A 23,908-nucleotide genomic window follows, 5' to 3' on the forward strand; every position below is an offset into this window, starting at 1 on the left:
AGCAACAATCAAAAGTATGGCTGCCGAATTGGCTAAAGGTCTAAAAACACCAGAAGACTTAAACCAAATGACAGCAGTCTTTAAAAAATTCATGATTGAAACTGCACTCAATACTGAACTTTCAGACCATCTCGGTTATGAAAAGCATCAGCCCAAGAAAGGCTCAAATAGCCGTAATGGGTTTAGTTCTAAAACCATTACAACTCAAGATGGACAACTGGCTTTAGATATTCCCCGTGATCGAGAAGGTTCATTTGAGCCACAAATTATCAAAAAGCACCAAACACGCATCACCAGTATGGATGACCAAATCCTCTCACTGTATGCAAAAGGAATGACTAATAGGGAAATTGTAGCCTTCTTCAAAGAAATGTACGATGCCGATGTGTCAGCATCTCTCATCAGCAAAGTTACCGATGCTGTGATTGAGCAAGTGACTGAGTGGCAAAATAGAGCCTTAGATAGCCTTTATCCTGTTGTCTATCTTGACTGTATTGTTGTCAAAGTCCGTCAGCACTCCAATGTGATTAACAAGTCCGTATACCTTGCTTTAGGCATCAATATGGATGGGCAAAAAGAATTACTGGGTATGTGGATTGCTCAGACAGAAGGTGCCAAATTCTGGCTGTCAGTCATGACAGAGCTAAAAAATCGAGGAGTACAGGACATTCTTGTTGCCTGTGTAGATGGATTAAAAGGCTTTCCTGACGCGATAGCCTCTGTTTACCCTCATACTGATATTCAACTGTGTATTGTGCATGTTGTACGCAATAGCCTGAGATTTGTAAGCTGGAAAGACTACAAGGCTGTTACGTCGGGTCTGAAAGCGATTTATCAGGCAAGTACAGAGGAAAATGCTTTAAAGTCCCTAGACATCTTCTGTGATCAATGGAATCACCAGTATCCCAAAATTGGAGAATCCTGGCGGGCCAATTGGGAAAATATCCGAACGATCTTTAGCTATCCAGCCGAAATACGTCATGCTATTTATACAACAAATGCGATTGAGTCGTTGAATAGCGTAATACGCCATTCAACGAAGAAAAGGAAAATCTTTTCATCTGATGACTCAGTAAAGAAGGTCATTTACTTAGCAACATCAAATGCTGCGAAGAAATGGACGATGCCAATTCAAAATTGGCGTTTAGCAATGAATTGGTTTACGATTCAGTTCGATGATCGATTAAAAGATCATTTATAAAAAATGGAACTTACACAAAATAATTTACAGGCTCAATATCGAGATTTTTTGCAGCTTTACCCAAGCTTCCTGACTCGATCACTGCAATAAAATACTTTAATTGTTTAAGTTCCACGGCAAATACTACATTAACCTTTATGGATTAATTCTACACTGGTTTATCGCTATAGTTTTTGTTCTATTGCTTTGAGTAAACTACTAAAAGAGAAAAGGCAACATCACCTCAAGATGTTGCCTTTTAGAGCTTTTATTCTTTAACCTGCTCAAGACCCTGTTCTTCAATAATTTGTGTTGCTTGTGGCGATTTCACAAATTTAATTAACTCTTTTGCGACTTTTGCATGTTCCGAGTTTTTACCAATGCCTGCCGCAAATACCGTCACTTTTTGATAAGGTGCAGGGATTGGGCCGACTAATTCAACTTGACCATATTTGCCAGTAAAAGGTTTGATTTCACTAATTTGCTGGAAACCAATATCAAACTGGCCTTCGGCGATACGTTTTGCAACGCGGTCACCAACTACTTTTTCTGCCTTACTCGAAATTACTTTGTACTCGACAGGCGGGAAGCTAGGGAAAACATCTTTTTCAAGATGTGTACCGCTCGCACTTGCTGAATAGCCGATATGCTTGGCATTTAATAAAACTTTTTCAAATTTTTCTGCAGAACTAATATCTGGCTTTGGTGCACCTTTAAGCACAGCCATGCCAATGCTTGAATTTACTAAAGGACTTTGTGAATTTGGGTCTACATAACCCTTTTCTGCGAGCTTGTTGAGTTCAGGAGCAGCTAAGACCACCACGTCAAAACGTTCACCACGATCGAGTCGATTTGGAATTGCAGTTGGTGATGCACCCATGGATGAACCAGACGAGAGATGCACAGTATGACCTGTTTGTTTTTCAAATAATGGAATGAGTTTTTCCATAGATGAATAAAAACCACCTGAGCTAATCACTTCGATTGTATCTGCGTTAGCAAGAGTTGAGCCTAAGCCAGCACCAGCTAGGCAAATGGTCATGAAGATAGGGGACTTTTTCATAGTATCTCGCTTTAATGACAGGAGAACACAGTACGGAGATTTAAGATATGCCGTACTGTTCATTAAAATTTCAGGTTAAGTCGTTGTTGTTTAAGCGCTAATTTTTGCAGGTTCAGCAATCGCGTCAGTATTTTTCTGTTTAGAACCGCGGCATAAATACAAGCTTGAGATGAGGCTACAGACCGCAGCAAGCATGAGCCAGAAAGCAGGGGTACTTGGGTTGCCTGTGTTTTCGACAAGGAAGGTACAAGCCATTGGTGTCATACCACCAAAAATAGCGGCTGCAAGGCTGAACGCTAAAGAGAAACCAACTGTACGCACACGTTTTGGCATCACTTCTGCAAGGGTTGCGACCATGGTTCCGTTGTACATACCAAAGAAGAACGAGAAGTAAGCAAGCGTAATTAGAAGGTTTGAGAAGCTAATGTTACTCACTAACCAACTTAAAACCGGATAACTTGTAAAGAGAGCAAGTGTGGTAATGCCGACTAGAACTGGGCGGCGACCAATTTTGTCTGAAAGCAAACCACCCATTGGTAACCAGAAGAAATTAGACAAACCAACAAACACGGTTGCTAAAAGGCTATCTGTTACTGACATTTCTAAAGTACGTTTTGCATATACTGTGGTGTAAACCGTAATGAAGTAGAAAGTGGTCGTCGTCATCGCACTCATCATCATACCTGCAAGGACGATGCGCCAGTTGCTTGCCAGTGTGCTAAAAATTTCTTTTGTTGAAGGATGAGTCTTTTGCGCTTTAAAGTCTTCGGTTTCCTCTAAAGTACGACGGAACAAGAAGATTAACGGAATAATCAAACAACCGATTAAGAACGGAATACGCCAGCCCCATTCACCCACTTGAGCAGTAGTTAAGATGGTGTTGAGCCAGTAGCCAAGTAATGCGGCAAACACAACAGCAACTTGTTGGCTGCCAGACTGCCAGCTTGTGATAAATCCACGATTTTTATCCGTTGCAATCTCTGCGAGATAAATAGAAACACCGCCAGATTCAACACCTGCCGAGAAGCCTTGTAATAGGCGTCCAATGACCACCAAAATCGGCGCAATAATACCTATGGTTTCATAACCTGGTACAAAGGTAATTAAGATGGTTCCGATGGCCATAAGACTTAAAGTATCAATGAGACCTTTGCGTCGACCAACTCTGTCGACATAAGCGCCCAAGAAAATAGCGCCGAGAGGACGCATAAGAAAGCCCGCAGCAAATACGGTAAATGTCATCATTAAAGAGACATATTCATTTTCAGAGTGGAAAAATTTTGCCGCGATATAAGTGGCATAGAAACCAAAAAGAAAAAAGTCGTACTGCTCTAAAAAGTTGCCACTCGTTACATTTAATATTTTTTTAAAAGTAGCCCTACGGTTATTCACGACATCCATTGGAGACCTCCTTGGCCTGACAAAATGGAAACATTCACGATTTTCGAGGCTGGACCTAAATTGATTCAATCAATAAATCTAAAGAGCAAATGGGTTAGAGATGAGATTTAGCGAGGTCCTTTGCAGAAAATGTGATGCCTTGTTTCCAGTTCAAACTACACATCTATATTTGGATAAGCAGAAAACCACTTATCATTCGGACGAAAATGTAATCTCAAAAAGCAGGAGGGAGTGAGAGGGCAAAATTAATTAGGTATTTAATAAAATTAATGACTCTTTATAAAATAATTTCAGAACATGGCCAAATTTGGTTTTGAATCAAATCTTTCACGCAAGCCTTAATGGCTGACTTTGCGGCAAGTGCAGCAGGTGATAATTCTTCTTCGGCAAGGCTTACCAAGTAATTGATTCGTTCAACTTCAGGGTCTACTAACTTGAGTAATTGAAGCTTATGTTTGTACTCTTGCAGACAAGCGCTACCTGGGCGGACGCTGGCAAGGTCGAGGTGAATTAGACTGTCCATGAGTAAGTGTAGGCCATCAATTTCATAGACGACATTAAGCTGACCAATCTTGTGCTCAAGCAACTTTCTTAAGCTATGGCGCTGACGTGGTAGTACTAAAGGAAGGTCTCCAATTTGTTGAGACTGAATCACACCACTTTTGATGCAATCGGCAAGACCATATTCTTCTAGCACTTCTTTGCGTGCCATTAAATACATTTGCTCGCGTACTAAAGGTTGAATCGACCACTGTTTATCAATTTCATTGGTAAAAATAATCGCGATATCGAGCTGACGCGAGTTAATAGACTGAATTAGATTGCCTGATAGGGTTTCCACAATCTCTAAACGAATGTCTGGATAGCGTTCAGACATTAGTTTCATTAAAGGGATGCCAATCAAAGCCGTAATGGTCGGTGGAAAGCCAAGGCTGACATGTCCAGACAGTCGTGCAGAATGAGCAGCATCTACCGCGAAGTTCACTTGACGTAAAATAAGTTGAGAATGTTTTAAAAAGGCGAGACCTGCGGGAGTAGGGGTTACACCAAAGGCATTACGCTGTAATAGGCGAATGCTTAGCTCTTGTTCTAATTTACTAATTTGCTGGCTAATAGCTGAAGCACCTACATCAAGTTTTTGGGCAGCTTTACCAATACTACCTGCTTCAACCACAGTCAAAAAATACTTTATTTGTTTGATTTCCATCTATATATTTCCTATTAATTTTAGTAAGCGTTAAGCTTTCATAAATTTTTTGTATCTTAACAGTTATATATTTGCTTATAAATAACCACTTTTTCCCATCATAATTTTTTTAAATTGGCCAGCTCTAACTACCATGAATTTGAATCTTTATTTAAAACTGTGAAAAAGCAAAAGTGAGGAATAGTCAAAAAATCATTACCTCTTAACTGGAAATTAAAATAAAGCTTATAAATTTATTCAAGAATATTTTTTATTCATTTAAAAAGATAAGTATTTACTGTTAATTAATTGTGGATTTAATTGATAGATCATAATCTTATTTAAATCAAGTTTAATTGCATCATAAAGCCATTTTATAGAATTTTTAACCTATTTAATTTTACTAATGCCCCCTTTAAATTATTGGTATCACAATGGTTTCTTATTCTGTGCTTTAATTTTCTCAAATGTTAAAGGGAGAATAGTAGATGCATGATACAGCACAAGATATATTGGATTTATAAGCTAAAAATAAGAGATGATTAAATAATGATCGCAAATCCTGATGGTTTGGCCCATTTGATCATTCGTGAAGGCGTAATAATTAAGTAAATAGATTTAATTACTGGTTGTCCATATGGGGATAAACCTCACTCTTCTAGCGCTTGGTTATTTCTTTTAGCCGCTTTAATCATCATTTTTATGTGAAAGCGGTATTCATAAACTTTACTGTGCAAACGTGCACCGCAAACAAGTCAAAGATTCAATCATCCATACTCTGATCGCACCAAGAAAAGGGCGATCAGGTTCATGGATAAACATCAAAATATTAATAGATCAAACACGTTATAAGGATGTATTTAACATGAAGAATTTAAAATTACTCACATTGGCATGTGTCAGTGTGACCATGATTGGATGCGGTACAGGCAATGCTTCCAAAGAGGCGGGTCAGCCAAAACGTCCTGAATGTATCGCTCCAGCCAAACCTGGTGGCGGTTTTGATATGACCTGCAAATTGATTCAGGCAGGCTTCAAACAAACACAATTGCTTAGAGATCCGCTACGTGTAACTTATATGCCTGGGGGGGTCGGTGCCGTAGCCTATAACAAGATCGTAAACAGTGATCCTGCAAATAATAATGCCGTAATTGCATTTTCTACTGGTTCATTACTGAATCTGGCCCAAGGAAAATTCGGAAATTTCACTGAAAAAGATGTGAAATGGCTCTCTGGCGTAGCCGTTGATTATGGTCTGGTTTCAGTCCAGAAAGATTCCCCTCTGAAAAATCTTGATGACTTGATGAAAGCACTCCGAGAAAACCCGAAAGCACTTAGCTTTGGTGGTGCCGGAAGTGTGGGTGGGCAAGACTGGATGCAAACAGCAATGTTGGCAAAAAAAGCAGGTATTAGTCCTGGCGATTTAAGATTTGTAGCTCTTGAAGGTGGGGGGGAAGTACTGACTTCTTTATTGGGGCAACATATTCAAGTTGGTGTAGGTAATGTTAGTGAAGTCGGTTCACACCTAGAGTCAGGAGACATTCGGGTTTTAGCAGTTTTTGCAAATAAGCGTTTAGAAGGTAAGTTCTCGCAACTCCCTACCGCAAAAGAGCAAGGTTATGACATAGAGTGGCCAGTCATCCGTGGTTTTTATATGGGACCAAAAGTCAGTGATGCCACCTACGACTGGTGGAAAAATGCTTTCGATAAAATGATGATGGATCAGAAATTTAAAGTCGTACGTGAAAAACAAGATTTACTTCCGTTTCAACTGACAGGCCAAGAACTCTCTGCTTATGTATATAAACAGACAGAGGAAATGCGTCAATTATCGCAAGAATATAAATTATCAAATTAATAAATGGACTGAACTGAGAAGTTATTTTTAGCTCGGTTTTCTGAGGATAAATGATGAAATCTGAACGGATTCTTACCGCCATTATTACGGTTTGCGGGTTATTTTTGTTAATTTATGCGAGCAATTTTGAAGCTCCAATTTCTTATGATCCAGTAGGGCCTAAAGCTTTTCCTATTTTGTTAATGAGTCTTATTACTGCTAGTGCAATCTATCTCACGGTGCGTCCTGCCATTATGTTTGAACCCGTAGAGTTGGGCTGGTCCAAACATTTGCTTGTAAATTTAGCATGGTGTGTGGTGGCTTTAACCCTATATGCATTCGCTTTTGAATGGTTGGGCTTCATTGTTGCCACTTTGTTGATGACCATTGCAGTGGGCAAACTATTCCATGGTAAAACCATCCCTGTTCTGGTTACGGGCTTGCTACTCAGTATGAGTACCTACTATATGTTTGACCGTTTCTTGGATGTGCCATTACCACTTGGCTTTTTTGGTTAAGGATAACCTGATATGGATGTATTAAGTTTTTTAATAACAGGCTTTGAGGTTGCCCTGCAACCGCAGAATCTTTTAATTGCCTGTATTGGTGCCTTTATTGGAACGATTGTTGGTTTATTACCAGGTTTAGGTCCAATTAATGGGGTGGCAATTTTATTGCCCTTTGCTTATGCCTTGGGTTTACCTGTAGATAGTGCCTTGATTTTATTGGCAGCAGTGTATTTAGGCTGTGAATATGGGGGACGTATTTCAGCAATTCTATTAAATGTGCCTGGCGATGCAGGAGCCATTATGACCACCTTGGATGGTTATCCATTGGCCCAGCAAGGGAAGGCAGGAATTGCCCTGTCTTTGTCTTCGGTAAGTTCCTTTATAGGGAGTACTGTGGCTTTTATCGGGATTGTATTATTTGCACCGATATTGGCGAAGTGGGCAATTGCGTTTGGTCCAGCTGAATATTTTGCCCTGATGGTCTTTGCAATTGTCTGTTTAACCGGTTTGGTCAGCACCCAGCCATTTAAAACCTTAATTATGGCACTTATGGGCTTGGCTCTTTCAACTGTAGGTATGGATGCAATTACCGGAGTATATCGCTTTACTTTTAACAGTGTCGGTTTAAGTGATGGTATTGCTTTTACAACTTTAGTCATTGGCTTATTTAGTGTAAGTGAAATTTTATTACTACTTGAACGTACCACAATTGGTAAAGTTGCATTAAAACAAGGTAAACGGACTTTATTTAATTTAAAAGAATTCCTCAGTTCACTGGCAACTATTATTCGTGGTGCACTCATTGGATTCTTCTCAGGAATTTTACCAGGCGCAGGTGCAACAGTCGCAAGTGCGATGGCATATACTACGGAACGCAAGATTGCAAGCGATAGTAGCAAGTTTGGTAAAGGTGACTTACGTGGTCTTGCTGCACCAGAAAGTGCAAATAACGCAGCAGCGTGTGGTTCATTCGTACCCATGTTGACATTAGGTGTGCCAGGCTCGGGGACGACTGCGGTGATGATGGGAGCATTGCTTATGTACAACATCGCACCAGGCCCCCAGTTATTTGCTCAGGAACCTGTACTGGTCTGGTCACTCATCGCATCACTCATGGTGGGAAATATTATTCTCTTGATATTGAACTTACCATTAGTAGGTTTCTTTGCCCGGATGTTAAGTATTCCTAATTATATTTTGATTCCGATTATTGCCAGTGTCAGTTTTGTTGGTGTGTATGCTATCCATAGCAACATCTTTGACTTGCTATTGTGCATGGGTTTGGGTGTGTTCGGATATATTCTCAGAAAATTTGATTTTCCCTTAGCACCACTGATTCTTGGTTTTGTACTTGGCGAATTAATGGAATCGAATCTGCGCCGTGCACTTTCAATTTCTCAAGGAGAACTTGATGTCTTATGGAGCAGTAACATTAGTATAGGACTTTGGATCATGTCAGGATTATTATTGATCTTGCCAATTGTCCGTAAGTATTTGTTTGTCAAAAAGCAACAAGCTTAATAGGACAGCAATAATAGTCAGCATCGGTTGACTATTATTGCTCAGAATTATGGAAAAAATAGGTTCAAATCTCACAGGAATAGCAATTGCTCTGCTCGGAGCTTTAATTGCCAAATATCTGCATATTCCCTTGCCTTGGTTGCTTGGACCTTTATTGACGGCTTTATTGTTCGGTAGTGTTGGTCATCCACTTGCCTGTGATCCCCAGTGGCGACGGATAGGGCAGGTCATTATTGGTATGGCTTTAGGCCTATACTTTTCACCAGCTTTGGTACAGGCAGTGGCAGCATATTGGGGCTTTATCCTCATAGGTTTGGCATGGTCACTTGTGTTGGGTACATTACTGGCTGGATTGCAATATCGAATTAATGCCTTGGATTGGGCAACTGCATGGTTTTCTTCTGCGATTGGTAGCGCTAGTGAAATGGTGAATATTGCAGAACGGTACCAAGCTCAAGTCGATAAAGTCGTTGCTGCCCATAGTTTGAGAATTGTGATTTTGGTTGTGCTGGTGCCAATTTTTATGGAGCTTTATTTTCATGTCGAATGGACTGGTTTAAAGATACCAGTGTCGGATCAATTTAGCTTTTTTCAGGTCATCTTACTGTTTTGTCTGGCCCTGTTTGTTGGTCAGGTTTTTCAATTTTTTAATCTTTTGAATGCTTGGATTTTGGGGCCACTTGCCATTATTGGGGTATTGTCATTTGGTGGAATACTTCAAATGAGATTACCTGAATGGTTTACTGCCTTTGGTCAAGTCTGTATAGGCTGGTCACTAGGTAGCAAATTTCCATTTAGCTTTTTAAAGCAAAATAAAAAGTTTATCGGAATGACACTGATATTTAATTTATTGGCCTTAATGTTATCAATTAGCTTTGCATTATTACTGGTCAATCTAAGTCATACAGAGAAACAAATTCTAACTTTAGGACTTTCACCAGGAGGAATTGCAGAAATGTCGCTCATGGCTAAAGCGCTAGGCCTTGCAGTGCCTGTCGTCGTTTCCTTTCAACTCTCAAGATTAATTTTCGTAATTCTCACGACACGCTTTTTTTATCAATGCAGTCTTTGCCTATTCTTGAAATCTGGAAAATAAAATTTTCTTTATCCAAATTTTTATCAGAGTATCGATTGCGCAATTAAGCTATATGTATATTCCAGATATCGTAAAAGATTAATTAAACCAAGCAGATGATCATCGATCATAAAATTAAATATAAATGTTTTATTGATTATGTATGAATAGATGATTGTCCTGATGATCAGGTCATATTGAATTTAAACTGAAAAAATGAATCATAAAAACATGAATTTTACTCGAGTTTATTTTTTTAAATTAATCTATAGAAATATTATTTAACATCAAATCTAAAAGACAACGTTATCTATAAAGTTGCAAATCATGATTCTGCCTGGTCAGAGCAGGATAGGTTTTTATTTACGCAAAATTTACGAGTTCGGCTTTATTCAATATAGAGAATTTACGCCTTCAATTTCCATACTAAAGCTGATCTATTATTAAATGGCATCTGCTATGTGGGAATTTATCTCTGTATTTGTCCTTTCATTGCTGCTGGCTTATCCGCTCGGGACTTATCTTGCCGATGTGATGCAGGCCAAGCCAATGAAAAGTGATGCGCTGTTTAACTGGATTGAACAGCCGATTTATGCTGTGCTCGGTGTCAAGCGTAACGGCATGAACTGGCAGCAATATCTGGGTGCTTTTGTGCTCAGCAATGCTTTACTGCTAGGAGCTAGTCTCGCCATCTTGATGACTCAAGCATGGTTACCGCTAAATCCGGATCATAGTCCGAATATGAATTGGGATCTGGCTTTACATACCAGCATTTCATTCCTGACCAACACCAACCAGCAACATTATTCAGGGCAGGCGCAACTGTCTTACCTATCGCAAATGACCGTGATTGTGGGATTGCAGTATTTGTCGCCTATTATGGGACTGGCCTTACTGGTCGCCATGTTGAGGGCTTTGTTTCTGCAACCGGGGCTTAAGGACGGAGCAAATAAAAAAGACTGGCAGACGATCAATCTAGGAAATTACTGGATGGATCTCATCCGCCCGTTGTTTCGGTTCTTTATTCCACTCAGCTTGATTTTTTCTTTGTTGCTGACATTTCAGGGCGTTCCAGCAACTTTATCTGCTAGTCCAACCGCACAGGTTTTGGAACAAACGGCAGACGTTAAAACCCAGCATCTTCCACTGGGACCCGTTGCTCCGATGGTGGCAATTAAACAATTAGGCAGCAACGGTGGAGGCTGGTATGGACCGAACAGCAGTGTGCCATTAGAAAATCCAACGCCGTTGTCCAATGTAATCGAGATGATTGCGATTTTACTGATTCCATTGTCCGTGGTGTTCATGCTTGGACGCTTTATCCAGCGTAAGAAATTGATGTGGATGATTTTTGGCAGCATGTTACTGATGTCGCTGGCCTCAACCTTGTTGACGCTGTGGACTGAAAAATCTTCCTTAATTCCAGATACTGCCTTAATGGAAGGCAAGGAAGTCCGTTTCGGGGCCGAAGCATCGGCAGTGTGGGGAAGTTTGACCACGCAAGTGAATAATGGCTCAGTCAATATGATGCATGACTCGGCTTCACCACTGACGGGGCTGGTAGAACTGTGCAATATGCTGATCAATGCCATTTGGGGCGGGATCGGCTGTGGTCTATTACAGTTCTTTATTTATCTGTTCCTTGCAGTATTTATCGCAGGCTTGATGACAGGGCGTACCCCTGAATTATTTGGCCGCAAGATTGAAGTCACTGAAATCAAGCTTTTGGCATTGGTGATTCTATTACAACCTGTGGTGATCCTGGGCTTGACCGCAATCGCGATTGCCTTTCCATCCCTTACAGGGAATTCAAATCCCGCCTTTCATGGTATTAGCCAAGTGTTCTATGAATATGTCTCGGCCTATGCCAATAACGGTTCAGGTTTTGAAGGCTTGGGCGATAACACGCTATGGTGGAATCTGAGTGCCAGTGTGGCGTTATTGGCGGGACGTTATAGCGTACTGATTATACCTGTACTGATAGCAGTCAGTTTGGCAACTAAAGCGCAAGCTACTGAAAGTAAAGGTTCTTTACAGATCGAATCCCCAACCTTCGCTTTAACTTTAATCGGGATTGTACTGATTCTAACCGTATTGCAATTCATGCCCGTGTTGGTGATCGGGCCAATTGCAGATTATTTATCCCTAAAAGTTTAAGCGTGGAGCAAGCACAATGAAACATTCTAATGCGACACAACAGATGGATATTTTGAATAAAGAAATTATTCAACAGACCTTTCATAAGTTGTTGCCACAATATGCTTTTAAAAACCCGGTAATGGCCTGTGTCTGGGTAGGAACAATTCTAACGATTGTTGCGACTTTGCTGGGGCATGCCGGCCTTGGTTTTGGCTTGATCCTCAGTCTGATTTTACTGGTCACGGTGTTATTTGCCAATTATGCAGAAGCGGTTGCAGAAGCCAAAGGGCGTGGACAAGCTGCATCTTTACGGCAGGCGCGTGAAAATTTAACTGCAAATCGTATCCTCGACTTAAATGCGGTACCGAATACGATTTTAGCCAATCTGCTCAAAAAAGATGATCTCGTTATCGTGAAAGCCGGTGAAATTGTTCCTGCGGATGGTGAGATTATTCAGGGTTTTGCCACCATCAATGAATCGGCTGTTACCGGTGAGTCTGCACCGGTATTGCGTGAAGCCCATACCGATCGTTCAGGGGTAATTGGTGGCACCAAGGTTCTGTCCGATGAGATTGTTATTCGTGTCAGCAATGAAGCTGGTCATAGCTTTCTGGATCGTATGATTGCCTTGGTTGAAGGGGCCAATCGCCAGAAAACACCCAATGAGATTGCACTGAGTATCTTGCTCAACATCATGACCATCACCTTTATTGTGGTGGTCATCACCTTACCTTTTATTGGGTCTATGGTCGGGATTAAAATCAGCATGGTATTGCTGATCGCACTACTGGTATGTCTGATTCCAACCACGATTGGGGGCTTATTGCCTGCAATCGGGATTGCAGGAATGAACCGCGCTTTAAAAGCCAATGTCTTGGCCAAGTCAGGGAAAGCCGTTGAAGTTGCGGGTGATATTGATGTGCTGTTGCTGGATAAAACGGGAACGATCACCTATGGAGACCGTCAGGCTACCGCCTTTTATCCATTGGCGAGCGTGACAGCCACCGAGTTGCGTCAAGCAGCTATGCTGACCTCTTTTGCGGATCCTACCCCTGAAGGCAAATCGGTGATCAGTCTAGGGAAAGAACTGGGTGAAAGCATTCAGGAGCCAAAAGATGCAGAATTTATCCAGTTTAGTGCCTCGACACGGTTATCTGGGGTGGACTTGGTCAATGGGCAAAAGATTCGAAAAGGTGCTGTCGACGCCATTCTGAACTTTACCCATCAACAGATCAAAGACAATGTCGAGCTTAAAACCCGGGTTGAACAAGTGGCTTCTAAAGGAGCGACACCGCTTGTGGTGGCTTCAAATCATAGCATTCTGGGCGTGATTGAGCTCTCGGATGTGATTAAATCAGGGATTAAACAACGCTTCGCACTGTTACATGAGATGGGCATCAAAACCATCATGGTGACAGGTGATAATCCGTTGACTGCCGCCGCGATTGCAGCAGAAGCGGGTGTGGATGACTATATTGCAGAGGCCAAACCTGAAGATAAACTGGCATGTATCCGTAAACAACAGGCAGCGGGTAAACTGGTGGCGATGGTGGGTGATGGGACCAATGACGCACCTGCCTTGGCGCAGGCGGATATTGGTCTTGCCATGAACTCGGGCACGCAGGCCGCGAAAGAGGCGGGCAATATGGTGGATCTGGATTCCGATCCGACCAAACTGCTCGATGTGGTGGAAATTGGCAAGCAGCAATTGATTACCCGGGGTGCCTTAACCACCTTTTCTTTGGCCAATGATGTTTCCAAGTACTTTGTGATCTTGCCTGCCTTGTTTGCGGTAGCCATTCCACAACTTGCGGTGCTGAATATTCTGCAACTTGGCAGTCCGAGCAGTGCGGTGATTTCAGCCTTGATTTTTAATGCCTTGATTATTCCGATGTTGATCCCTTTGGCATTAAGAGGGGTACAGTTTAAACCTGCCAGTGCCTTGCAACTGTTGCGCCGTAATATGCTGATTTATGGTGTAGGCGGCGTGATCTTTCCGTTTATTGCAATCAAGTTGATTGACCTTGTTGTGTCATTGTGGATTTAGGAAATGAAAATGAATACATTAGAAAATCTGCCCTTATCAACCGAAGCTCAATCAATGTTACGTCCGGGTATGGGGCTTGTTTTGGTGGGCTTTTTAATAGCTGGACTTTTGTACACTACGGCCAGTGTTTCTATCGCGCAACTGATTTTTCCTACGCAGGCCAATGGTGGTTTGATTGAGTTAAATGGAACAATTGTAGGTTCGCGTTTAGTTGGACAATCTTTTAGCAGTGAACAATATTTTCATGGCCGGGCCAGTGCGGTAAGTTACAATGTCGATGCAATGGCAGGCAGTAATTTGGCAATTTCCAATCCAGAGTTACAAAAACAGATTAGGGAAAGAACCGTGCAATTTGCTCATCGTCATCATATTTCAGAGCAACAGGTGCCAAATGAGATGATCACTGCATCAGGCAGCGGGATTGATCCGGACATTTCACCTGAAAGTGCCTTGTTACAGGTGAAACGCGTAGCAGGGCAACGCCATTTGGCAGAACAACAATTGCGGGATTTGGTGCAACAACAGATTCAGCCGCCCCAGTTCGGTGTCTATGGGCAAGCGCGGGTCAATGTGCTACAGCTCAATCTGGCCTTAGAGCAATTGTCATCTACATCTCGTTGATAGAGTCATATTTATGCAGATTGACCGCAATAACAAAGCAGATGCATGGTTGGCGCATAGTCAACGTGAACAGTCTGGACGTTTGACCATTTTCCTGGGAGCTGCACCAGGTGTAGGCAAAACCTATGCCATGCTGACCCGGGCCCATGAACTGATGCAACAAGGGCAGCAGGTGGTGGTGGGCGTGGTTGAAACCCACGGTCGGTCTGATACCGAGCGCCTGATTCAAGGTCTCAATGTAATTCCAAGAAAGGCGGTAGAATATCAAGGCCGCCGATTGGAAGAGATGGATCTTGACCAGATCCTCAAAATAAAGCCTGAAATCGTGCTGGTGGATGAGCTCGCACATCGCAATGTACCGAACAGCCGGCATGAGTTTCGGTGGCAAGATGTTAATGAACTGTTGGATGCAGGAATTGATGTTTATAGCACTTTAAATATTCAGCATCTGGAAAGCCTGAATGATGTGGTCTACCAGATTACGGGCATTCGGGTGGCTGAGACCGTTCCCGACGCATTATTCAAGCGATTGAAAGACATTCGTCTTGTCGATTTGCCGGTACCGGAGCTATTAGAGCGGATGAACCATGGCAAGATTTATTTAGCGGATGTTGCCCCCCATGCATTACAGGGTTTTTTTAAGCCTGCCCATTTAACCGCTTTACGTGATTTGGCGATTCAGACTGTTGCAGGGCAGGTTGAGATTGATTATCGGGAAAAGTTTGTTGCGCAGGGACAGATCATCCCGATTCAAAATCATGTCATGTTGGCGATTGACGGTTCAGCGTTTTCTGAAGATTTGGTGCGACGCGCGCATCGTATTGCAGAACGACGTAATGCAAGCTTGAGCGTAATCTCGATCCAAAAGAGCCAAAACGCCAATACCCAAGCCTTTGCCGTGACTAAAGCCTTTAATTTAGCCAGAAAACTGGGGGCCGATACCTATTTGCTGTATAGCAATCATATTGCATCGACCATTTTGCAGGCAGCTTATGATTATGGTGCATCCAATATTTTATTGGGGAAAAGTCTAAGCAAGTCGCTCTGGCAACGCCTGTTTTCCGACCATATTGCCGACCAGCTGTTAGAAAAGCAGCATCCTTTTGAGATTACCTTTGTTCAACCGTTAAAAACGCAAAATCATCAGACCAGGTCACAGGACGATCATGTCCACTCATCCTGGTTTGAACAGGGGCTGGCTTTCAATCCGCGCGAGATGATCGAAAGTATTTTGATTGTTTTACTTGGCTTGATTGCGGCAACCGTGAGTGATCATTTTATCGGTTATAGCGAGCTGGCTTTAATCTTTGTGGTCACCGTGCTGATCGTGGCGATGCGCGCCAGAATGTTCATCACCATTCTGAGTGTACTGATTTGCTTCTTGTTATATAACTATTTATTTATCGAACCACGATTTACGCTTCGAATTAGTGCCGAGCGTGGGGTCATGACCATCATTATCTTCATTATTTCAGCCTTGCTGGTTGGGCGTTTAGCCAATCAATTACGTGCGCAGGTGCTGAGTTTACGTGCAGCCAATTCGGTTTCCTTACAAATGCAGGAATTGGAACGGAAACTGTCAAGCTGTGTTGATATTGAGCAAGTGATGAATGTTGCCAAGCAACATTTAGAGAGCTGTTTAAAAGCGACGGTCTGGCTCAGAATCGGAGAGCAGGAATTAGGCGATAGCAGTGTATTAAATGAAAAAGACCAGATTGCAGCAAACTGGACCCAGAAAAATGCCAAAGCCTGTGGACGGTTTACCAATACCTTAACCCAATCGGACTGGTGGTTTAATCCGCTGAATCTGGTCGGCGGTTATGGTGTGATTGCACTGCGGTTTAGTCAAAACACAGACACCATCAGTTTTGAGCAGCAGCGGCTGGCTGAACTGATGATTGATGATATTGCCCAAACCACCTCGCGGGTGCAGTTGTCTTTGCAGTTGGAAAACTCCCGCATTGTCGCCGAAACTGAAAAATTGCGTTCGGCATTATTGTCATCGGTTTCCCATGATTTACGTTCACCTTTGGCAGCGATGATCGGTTCGGCGGATAGCCTGAAATACTATGCCGGGCAGATGTCCGCAGAAGATCGTGAAAGTTTACTGGACACCATTCATGTCGAAGGGGAACGACTGGACCGCTATATTCAGAACCTGCTGGATATGACCCGGCTCGGTCATCAGGGATTAAGCTTGAGTCGTGACTGGATTGCGGTGGAAGAACTGATCGGTTCAGCGACCCAGCGACTGAAACGCTATCAACCTCAGGTCAGTATTGTGGTTCAGATTCCGGAAGACTTGCCGCAACTGTATGTACATCCTGCCTTGATCGAACAGGCGATTTTTAATGTGCTGGAAAATGCAGCCAAGTTTTCACCAGATCATGTGCCAGTGGAAATACGGATTCGGCAGGAGGAAAACGCGCTTCAGATTGATATTATGGATCAAGGGGTAGGCATTCCTGAAGAAGAACGCGAACAAATCTTTGATATGTTCTATACCATGCAACGCGGAGATCGTGGTAAAACAGGAACAGGTTTAGGGCTTGCTATTGTAAAAGCGATTATCGGGGCGCATATGGGCAGTATAGAAGCTTTAGCAGGAGTTCATGCTCAAGGGACTTTAATTAGAATACGCCTACCACTTCATCAGGATTAAAATCATTCTTTATGCCACACACATTCAATCAGCATGCCTCTATTCTCATCATCGATGATGAGCCACAAATTCGAAAATTTCTGGATATTGCCTTACGCGCGCAAGGCTATTCGGTCCATGTCGCTGAGAATGGGGTAAAAGGACTGGAAAGTCTGGCGAGCCGTGGTGCAGATCTGCTGATTCTTGATCTGGGTTTGCCCGATATGGAAGGACAAGAGGTATTGACAGAATTACGGCAATGGTCGGATATTCCTGTGATCGTCTTATCTGCGCGGCCGGATGAAAATCAAAAAATCAGGTTACTGGATGCCGGCGCCAATGATTATGTGACCAAACCTTTTAGTATTCAGGAGCTGTGTGCCCGTATCCGGGTGATGTTCCGCAATAAACCGCAGCACTTAGAACAACATATTGTCTTTAACGATGGCCAGCTTTGGGTCGATGTCGCCGAGCATACGGTGCAATTGGCAGGTCAGGAAATTACCTTGACCAAAAAAGAATTTCAGCTCTTGGCGCTGTTGATTCGTCATCAAGGCAAAATTGTGACGCAAAAACAGATCATGACCGAGTTATGGGGCATTACTCATGAAGAAGACACCCATTATCTGAGGATCTTGGTGAAAAAACTCAGAACAAAAATTGGTGATTCAGCCCTTAGTCCCAAATATATTTATACCATTGCAGGGGTTGGTTTACGTTTTTTGGGCTGATTGAGTTTAACGCATGCTTTAAATGAATTTGACTCTGCTAAATTGACAAGTCTCGAACAAGCGTTAAATTTAAGTCGGTTAATGAAAACCTAGAGTCGTCTGGCTGCAATAATAAATAGATGCTGCTTATTTAAAAATAGGGTAAATAGAATAAAAAATTTACGCAAATTTTACGCCGCCCAGTTTTGAAGATTACTAAAATATCATTTTGAAGATCGTTCCTATAGGTAGGTTAATGGGTTTCTTTAATACGGACAGTCAAAGCAATCATTTCCATAACATGGTTCTAAATCAAAAAAGCGTATTTACAGGTTACAGCACTGAAGTCTTGGTTGAAAAATATTCGTTAAAGCCCGTTGAAATACAAAAAATAATTGTTCAGATTTTAAGAGAAAGAGGCTATAGCTCGATCGAAATACAGCAGATGCTTAAATTACAAAGAGCTTAGCATTGCAGTAGCTCTAGAACAACATCGAGCTCAGTTAAATCACGTAGTGTTAAAAATATTGCCTGCCATAACCTGATATAGAACATTGATTATGCAAAGTACTGTAAAAAAGACAGCATTGCCTGCCACGGCATTAGCTGCATTAGGCGTGGTTTTCGGGGATATTGGGACCAGTCCTTTATATGCCTTAAAAGAATCTTTTCATGCCGCGCATGGACTGGCGATTCAGCCCGGCAATGTCTTGGGGATTCTTTCAATTATCTTCTGGTGCTTGATGCTGATTATCAGCATTAAATATATTGCTATCGTGATGCGTGCCGACAACAATGGCGAGGGTGGCATCATGGCTTTACTGGCCTTGAACCTTCGCAAGGCCAGAATCTCCGATTATAAAAAAATTTATCTGATTGCGATTGGTTTCATCGGCGCCTCTTTATTTTTTGGCGACGGGATTATTACCCCGGCCATCTCCGTACTTTCGGCCGTTGAAGGTTTATCTATTGCCACGAATGTGCTGGATCCTTTTATTGTGCCGATCGCGCTGGTCATCGTGCTGACATTATTTTTAATGCAGAAACAGGGCACCGCTTTTGTGGGTAAATTCTTTGGCCCGATTACACTGCTATGGTTCCTGTCACTGGGTATTCTCGGGATTGTCAGCGTGATACAGACACCTTTGGTGCTTGGGATGATTAGTCCGCATTGGGCCATACAGTTTATCTTTACCCATCCAGTACAGTCATTTTTTATTATGGGCGCCGTAGTCTTAACCGTGACAGGGGGCGAGGCGCTGTATGCAGATATGGGACACTTCGGTGCTCAACCCATCCGATTTGGATGGTTTAGTGTGGTTCTTCCATGTCTGGTTTTAAACTATGCAGGACAAGGCGCCTTGCTGTTGCGTAATCCTGCTGCAATCGAAAATCCTTTTTATCTGTTGGTTCCGGGCTGGGCCTTGTATCCCATGATCATACTCGCCACCATGGCAGCTGTGATTGCGTCGCAGGCGGTTATTTCCGGTGTATTTTCTCTGGCACGTCAGGCAATCCAGTTGGGTTATTTACCTCGGCTAAGTATCAAGCACACTTCTGATCAGGAGGCAGGCCAGATCTATGTGCCTTTTCTGAACTGGTTGCTGCTGGTTGCCATCGTGGTGCTAATTTTGATTTTTAAAACCAGTTCAAATCTGGCTAGCGCCTATGGGCTTGCGGTTACCCTGACCATGCTGTGTGACACCATTTTGGTTGCAGTCTTTATTTACTATGGATGGAAATGGAGCTTACCTAAAGTATTTCTGCTGATCATTCCATTTTTCATTCTTGAATCGGTTCTGGTTGCTGCGGCCTCTTTAAAAATATTCTCAGGTGGTTGGGTACCGTTAGTAATTGGTGCTATCGCAATGATCATTCTCATGACCTGGAAGCGAGGTCGGGAGCTTACTTTTGCCAAGCTTGAGCACGATACCTTATCACTGGAATTATTTGTAAAAAGTATCGGGAATAGCGTCCCTCGTGTACCGGGCGATGCCGTGTTTCTGACCGGAACCCCTAATGTGGTTCCGCATTCAATGCTGCATAATCTAAAACATAATAAAGTTTTGCATGAACGCAACATTCTGGTAACGGTCGTGGTTGAAGATGTACCTTTCGTTGCACAACAGCAACGGATCAGCGTTGAAACTCTGGATGAGCATTTTTATCGCATCAAGATTTTTTATGGTTTTAAAGATGAGCCGGATGTACCACAAGCCTTGATTCAGGCCTATGAGCAATTAGAGTTTGAATATGATGTGATGCAAATCAGCTTCTTTATTTCACGTGACCGTATTGTGCATAGCGTGGGGGAAGGCATGTCACCTTGGCGTGAGCATCTATTTATTTCGATGCAACGTAATACCAGTGCTGTCAGTGACTTTTATCATATTCCAACTAACCGTGTGGTCGAGTTGGGAAGCCAGATTGAAATTTAACGCCAGATGTAAATCATTCGCTTAGCTGCAGCATGCGTGTTGCCGCTGAGTTCTGGTCTAGAGTGGATCAAGCCGTTATTCATCAATCAGGAATATGCCAATGCACGATGAGAAGCTACTTTTTTATCGCGTAAGTTAGCCTTATATTTCAGGGAAATGACATAAATACTGGATGATTTCGCATCCATGCTTTGTGTTTCGTTATTACGCCCTTTTACCTCAATAGTGCTATCCTGTACAGGCGCTTGAGTGACAGATTATACAAAAAAATATTGATAACAAAATCTGGATTGAAAAGTGTACAAAATAATTTTATTTTTTTATTAAAAAGGAGTGGATTATGAAATATTTTTTATTAGTGGTGACTTTGTTGGGCAGCTTGGGACTGACTGCCTGTGCTGTACATACCCGTGAAGGAAGTATTGTGGTGGATCCGGAAGGACGACTCAATGATGGCCGTTATTATGACGGGCATGGCAATGGTCGTTTCTGTCCTCCGGGACAAGCCAAAAAGGGCAACTGTTAATTTATATTATCGGATGAATAAGCTCATCTCATGATGGGCTTGTTTATTTTTAAGCTTGATCTTGATTGGAGCGACTCAGGCATAATCAATTCAGTGACGTAAATTGTCACAAATAGACAGAACCGTATAGACAGAGCAACGCGATACTTTGTAAAATGCACTAAATTTAAGCGTAAGCCTATAACAAGATGTTGAACAATATATTTCAAGCCTTAGACAGCTTAGGTCTTACTGCACAAAAACGTGCCTTACATATTTTATTTTCAAGTCAAGATTTAAATACGCAAGTCTTTTTGCAGCGTATTGATGGGCAGCACCAAATCAATGCCGGGGTTGAAGCTGAACTCATCTGTCTGTCGACCAATGCTGCCATTCCACTCAAACAATTTATTGGCAGTCAGGTTGCCGTTGATCAGGTCACAGATACAGGACAACTATTCCGTACCACCGGCATTATTACTCAAGCATTGCAAGGACAATCGGATGGTAGCCTGACGATCTATAAGCTGACTTTGCAAGATCCGACGGCACTGTGGCATAAACGCCGTAACTCCCGTGTATTCATGAATAAAAGCGTGCGGGACGTTGTCGAACTGGTGTTTAAGGAGTGGCAGCAGAAAAGCCCGCTCTTTGCCGCCAGCCTAACACTAGATTTAAGCGGGCTGAGTCAAGACTACGATATTCGCCCATTTATCATGTCACAGAATGAAAGTGATTATGATTTTCTGACCCGCCTGATGCGTAGCGAAGGGATTAACTGGCTGATTGATGAAGCGCAACTGACAGTACCGAATTCAAATAGCAGCATTCAGCCGCAGCGATTAAGACTGATTGATGACAATGCCCAGTATCAGGCACTGGATCGGCGCAAGGTGCAGTACCATCGTAGCAGTGCAACGGAACAATTCGACTCGATTACCAGTTTTATCGGCAACCGTTCCTTACAACCGACTTCGGTGTATGTAAACCGTTGGCAGCCTGATGCTTTAGATATGGATGAAGGCACCGGTTCGGTCCTTACCACGCAGCAACATTCAGAACAGCATGATGCAACCCGCTTGGCGCTGGAAGATGCATGGCACTTTACGCCTGCATGGATGCAAGACCTGAACAAGGAAGATGGTGCAACACCTTCAGGTAATCAACAGGTTGAACGTTTCAATCAAAATCTCAGTCATTACCATAATGCACAGGCCAAGCAATTTATTGCCCAGTCGACTCTACGTGATGCACAAGTGGGCTACTGGTTTGAGTTGCAGGACCATCCTGAAATTGATCAGCATGATGGGGCAGACAAGGAATTCCTGATTACAGCCAAGCATTTCTATAATCAAAACAACTTGCCTAAAGATCTGCATCAGCAAATTTACCAGCTCTTGGCACAGAGTCAGTGGCAACCTAAACAGTTCAATACAAGCAACACAGAAGAACGCCAAGCCAATCAACTTACCTTACAACGCCGTCAGATCAAGATAGTGCCGGCATACAATCCGCAGCAGCATCGCCCCGAAGCGTATCCGCAACGGGGGAAAGTGGTCGGGCCAAGTGGTGAAGAAATCAATGTCGATGAATGGGGACGCATTAAAGTTCGATTCCTGTTTACCCGTGCAGAGGACCATAGCCATGATGGTGGTGCAGGTGCCAATGACAACGATACCGATTCTGCCTGGATCGATGTACTGACGCCGTGGGCAGGTGACGGTTATGGCGTACGTTTCTTGCCAAGAATTGGTGAGATTGTGGTGATTGATTTCTTTGACGGCAATATTGACCGTCCATATGTGGTGGGGCGAATTCATGAAGCACAACGTAGCCCAGCCAGATTTGACAATGCTGGCAAGCTGCCGGATACCAAAAAACTGGCCGGGATCAAATCCAAAGAAGTCCAAGGCGAAGGTTTTAACCAGTTACGCTTTGATGACACCACGGGCCAGATCAGTGCACAACTACAAAGCAGTCATGCTGCCAGTCAACTGAATCTGGGTAAACTCAGCCATCCCAAAGATAAGGCTGAAAGTGAAGACCGAGGTGAGGGTTTTGAGCTGCGGACCGATCAGTGGGGTGCAGTACGTGCAGGTCAGGGTTTACTGCTGAGTACACAGAAACAGGATCAGGCCCAAGGCGAACATCTCGATGCGCAGCCAGCCAAGCAACAGATCGAAGGCAATCAAAGCAATGCCAAAGCCTTAAGCGAAGTTGCCAAGAACCAGCAAACCGATGAAATTGAATCCTTAGAACAGTTAAAAGACTTTGCTGATCAGATTCAGGACAAGATTGCAAAATTTGAAAAAGCGTTATTGCTGTTAAATTCACCTGCCGGAATTGGCCTCAGCACTAACGAAGATATTCATCTTTCAGCAGATGGGCAAATCAATCAGGTTGCGGGCGATAGCATTAACCTAAGCACACAAAAGAATCTGGTTGCCCATGTTCAGAATAGGATTAGCCTGTTTGCAGCGCAGAATGGCATCAAGCAGGTGGCTGCCAAAGGTAAGTTTGAGGTTCAGGCTCAATCGGATGGCATGAACTTGCTTGCCAAGCAAGGCATTCAGATTATTTCGACCGAAGACCGTATTGAAATTACCAGCCCTAAAGAAATTGTATTTACCGCGCAAGGTTCGCAACTCAAGCTGAATGGTTCAGGGATTTTTCCGACTACAGGTGGTAAGTTTGAGGTGAAGGCGGGGCAGCATTTGTTTATGGGTGGGGCGAAGGTTTCAGTCTCTTTACCAAAATTTAATCCTTATTACTCAGGTTATTATGTGATTAGAGATAAGAAGACACAACAACCATTAGTGAACTACCCTTATGAGTTACAGTTACAAGATGGTCGGAAAGTAATTGGAAAGACGAATAGAGAGGGAGAGACACTTCTTGTAAATACAACCACAGCTCAAGAAGTGAAATTGGTTGAACAGGAGAAAAAGAAAAAAACTGTGCATCAGCTATTTGCAGCTGGCTCAGGCTCGATAAATTTAAACCTTGAATATTTTGATGATGAATAGGTACGAAAC

The 23,908-nt window shown here is 42.8% G+C and carries 16 protein-coding genes and 2 pseudogenes; 14 read left to right on the forward strand and 4 right to left on the reverse strand.

Annotated elements, in window-relative coordinates:
- Positions 1–7: 7 nt before the first annotated feature.
- Positions 8–1,201, forward strand: coding sequence for an IS256-like element ISAba26 family transposase (locus tag ACINWC323_RS03260; RefSeq protein ID WP_221408631.1), 1,194 nt, complete (start codon positions 8–10; stop codon positions 1,199–1,201).
- Between the two features lie 34 nt (positions 1,202–1,235).
- Here the strand turns inward: ACINWC323_RS03260 and ACINWC323_RS20180 are convergent.
- The 4 genes and pseudogenes from ACINWC323_RS20180 to ACINWC323_RS03245 all read right to left on the reverse strand — a co-directional run.
- Positions 1,236–1,316: pseudogene (locus ACINWC323_RS20180) on the reverse strand (LysR family transcriptional regulator); the annotation flags it as partial.
- 132 nt (positions 1,317–1,448) lie between these two features.
- Positions 1,449–2,243: a substrate-binding domain-containing protein gene (locus tag ACINWC323_RS03255; RefSeq protein WP_032881684.1), complete on the reverse strand. Its 795-nt coding sequence runs from the start codon at positions 2,241–2,243 to the stop codon at positions 1,449–1,451.
- A gap of 90 nt (positions 2,244–2,333) precedes the next feature.
- Positions 2,334–3,644, reverse strand: a complete 1,311-nt coding sequence (locus ACINWC323_RS03250; protein ID WP_009514864.1) for an MFS transporter — start codon at positions 3,642–3,644, stop codon at positions 2,334–2,336.
- Between the two features lie 277 nt (positions 3,645–3,921).
- Complete coding sequence (locus ACINWC323_RS03245) at positions 3,922–4,851, reverse strand: LysR family transcriptional regulator (protein WP_005071169.1); 930 nt, start codon at positions 4,849–4,851, stop codon at positions 3,922–3,924.
- A 789-nt stretch (positions 4,852–5,640) separates the two neighbouring features.
- Between ACINWC323_RS03245 and ACINWC323_RS03240 the strand changes: the two are divergent.
- The 13 genes and pseudogenes from ACINWC323_RS03240 (at position 5,641) to ACINWC323_RS03180 (ending at position 23,899) form a co-directional block, all read left to right on the forward strand.
- Positions 5,641–6,688: pseudogene (locus ACINWC323_RS03240) on the forward strand (Bug family tripartite tricarboxylate transporter substrate binding protein).
- 50 nt (positions 6,689–6,738) lie between these two features.
- On the forward strand, positions 6,739–7,185 hold the full coding sequence (locus tag ACINWC323_RS03235; protein ID WP_155758141.1) for a tripartite tricarboxylate transporter TctB family protein: 447 nt from the start codon (positions 6,739–6,741) through the stop codon (positions 7,183–7,185).
- 12 nt (positions 7,186–7,197) lie between these two features.
- Positions 7,198–8,697, forward strand: coding sequence for a tripartite tricarboxylate transporter permease (locus ACINWC323_RS03230; RefSeq protein ID WP_009514910.1), 1,500 nt, complete (start codon positions 7,198–7,200; stop codon positions 8,695–8,697).
- A 49-nt stretch (positions 8,698–8,746) separates the two neighbouring features.
- Positions 8,747–9,793, forward strand: coding sequence for an AbrB family transcriptional regulator (locus ACINWC323_RS03225; protein WP_009514902.1), 1,047 nt, complete (start codon positions 8,747–8,749; stop codon positions 9,791–9,793).
- Positions 9,794–10,231: 438 nt separating this feature from the next.
- The gene (gene kdpA, locus ACINWC323_RS03220) at positions 10,232–11,929 is read left to right on the forward strand and encodes a potassium-transporting ATPase subunit KdpA (protein ID WP_009514962.1); all 1,698 of its coding nucleotides are present in this window, start codon (positions 10,232–10,234) and stop codon (positions 11,927–11,929) included.
- A gap of 16 nt (positions 11,930–11,945) precedes the next feature.
- A complete protein-coding gene (gene kdpB, locus ACINWC323_RS03215) occupies positions 11,946–13,958 on the forward strand; it encodes a potassium-transporting ATPase subunit KdpB (RefSeq protein WP_009514871.1) in 2,013 nt (670 codons plus the stop codon).
- Positions 13,959–13,967: 9 nt separating this feature from the next.
- Positions 13,968–14,579: a potassium-transporting ATPase subunit KdpC gene (gene kdpC / locus ACINWC323_RS03210; protein WP_032881686.1), complete on the forward strand. Its 612-nt coding sequence runs from the start codon at positions 13,968–13,970 to the stop codon at positions 14,577–14,579.
- A gap of 13 nt (positions 14,580–14,592) precedes the next feature.
- The gene (locus ACINWC323_RS03205) at positions 14,593–17,241 is read left to right on the forward strand and encodes an ATP-binding protein (RefSeq protein ID WP_009514897.1); all 2,649 of its coding nucleotides are present in this window, start codon (positions 14,593–14,595) and stop codon (positions 17,239–17,241) included.
- Positions 17,242–17,252: 11 nt separating this feature from the next.
- Positions 17,253–17,951: a response regulator transcription factor gene (locus ACINWC323_RS03200; protein WP_009514863.1), complete on the forward strand. Its 699-nt coding sequence runs from the start codon at positions 17,253–17,255 to the stop codon at positions 17,949–17,951.
- A gap of 235 nt (positions 17,952–18,186) precedes the next feature.
- A complete protein-coding gene (locus ACINWC323_RS20565) occupies positions 18,187–18,399 on the forward strand; it encodes a hypothetical protein (RefSeq protein WP_009514957.1) in 213 nt (70 codons plus the stop codon).
- A 91-nt stretch (positions 18,400–18,490) separates the two neighbouring features.
- Positions 18,491–20,368 carry a potassium transporter Kup gene (locus tag ACINWC323_RS03190; RefSeq protein WP_009514893.1) on the forward strand — a complete coding sequence of 626 codons (1,878 nt, stop codon included), beginning with the start codon at positions 18,491–18,493 and terminating at the stop codon, positions 20,366–20,368.
- A 340-nt stretch (positions 20,369–20,708) separates the two neighbouring features.
- The gene (locus ACINWC323_RS03185; RefSeq protein ID WP_009514884.1) at positions 20,709–20,894 is read left to right on the forward strand and encodes a hypothetical protein; all 186 of its coding nucleotides are present in this window, start codon (positions 20,709–20,711) and stop codon (positions 20,892–20,894) included.
- 188 nt (positions 20,895–21,082) lie between these two features.
- Positions 21,083–23,899, forward strand: coding sequence for a type VI secretion system Vgr family protein (locus ACINWC323_RS03180; protein ID WP_009514881.1), 2,817 nt, complete (start codon positions 21,083–21,085; stop codon positions 23,897–23,899).
- Positions 23,900–23,908 lie beyond the last annotated feature (9 nt).

The sequence above is a fragment of the Acinetobacter sp. WC-323 genome, from assembly GCF_000314615.1.
In the GTDB taxonomy this organism is placed as follows: Bacteria; Pseudomonadota; Gammaproteobacteria; order Pseudomonadales; family Moraxellaceae; genus Acinetobacter; species Acinetobacter courvalinii.

Coding starts and splice junctions, on each gene's coding strand:
- ACINWC323_RS03255 (WP_032881684.1), bottom strand. CDS start 2,243: ATGAAAAAGTCCCCTATCTTCATGACCATTTGCCTAGCTGGTGCTGGC.
- ACINWC323_RS03250 (WP_009514864.1), bottom strand. CDS start 3,644: ATGGATGTCGTGAATAACCGTAGGGCTACTTTTAAAAAAATATTAAAT.
- ACINWC323_RS03245 (WP_005071169.1), bottom strand. CDS start 4,851: ATGGAAATCAAACAAATAAAGTATTTTTTGACTGTGGTTGAAGCAGGT.
- ACINWC323_RS03235 (WP_155758141.1), top strand. CDS start 6,739: ATGATGAAATCTGAACGGATTCTTACCGCCATTATTACGGTTTGCGGG.
- ACINWC323_RS03230 (WP_009514910.1), top strand. CDS start 7,198: ATGGATGTATTAAGTTTTTTAATAACAGGCTTTGAGGTTGCCCTGCAA.
- ACINWC323_RS03225 (WP_009514902.1), top strand. CDS start 8,747: ATGGAAAAAATAGGTTCAAATCTCACAGGAATAGCAATTGCTCTGCTC.
- kdpA (WP_009514962.1), top strand. CDS start 10,232: ATGTGGGAATTTATCTCTGTATTTGTCCTTTCATTGCTGCTGGCTTAT.
- kdpB (WP_009514871.1), top strand. CDS start 11,946: ATGAAACATTCTAATGCGACACAACAGATGGATATTTTGAATAAAGAA.
- kdpC (WP_032881686.1), top strand. CDS start 13,968: ATGAATACATTAGAAAATCTGCCCTTATCAACCGAAGCTCAATCAATG.
- ACINWC323_RS03205 (WP_009514897.1), top strand. CDS start 14,593: ATGCAGATTGACCGCAATAACAAAGCAGATGCATGGTTGGCGCATAGT.
- ACINWC323_RS03200 (WP_009514863.1), top strand. CDS start 17,253: ATGCCACACACATTCAATCAGCATGCCTCTATTCTCATCATCGATGAT.
- ACINWC323_RS20565 (WP_009514957.1), top strand. CDS start 18,187: ATGGGTTTCTTTAATACGGACAGTCAAAGCAATCATTTCCATAACATG.
- ACINWC323_RS03190 (WP_009514893.1), top strand. CDS start 18,491: ATGCAAAGTACTGTAAAAAAGACAGCATTGCCTGCCACGGCATTAGCT.
- ACINWC323_RS03185 (WP_009514884.1), top strand. CDS start 20,709: ATGAAATATTTTTTATTAGTGGTGACTTTGTTGGGCAGCTTGGGACTG.
- ACINWC323_RS03180 (WP_009514881.1), top strand. CDS start 21,083: ATGTTGAACAATATATTTCAAGCCTTAGACAGCTTAGGTCTTACTGCA.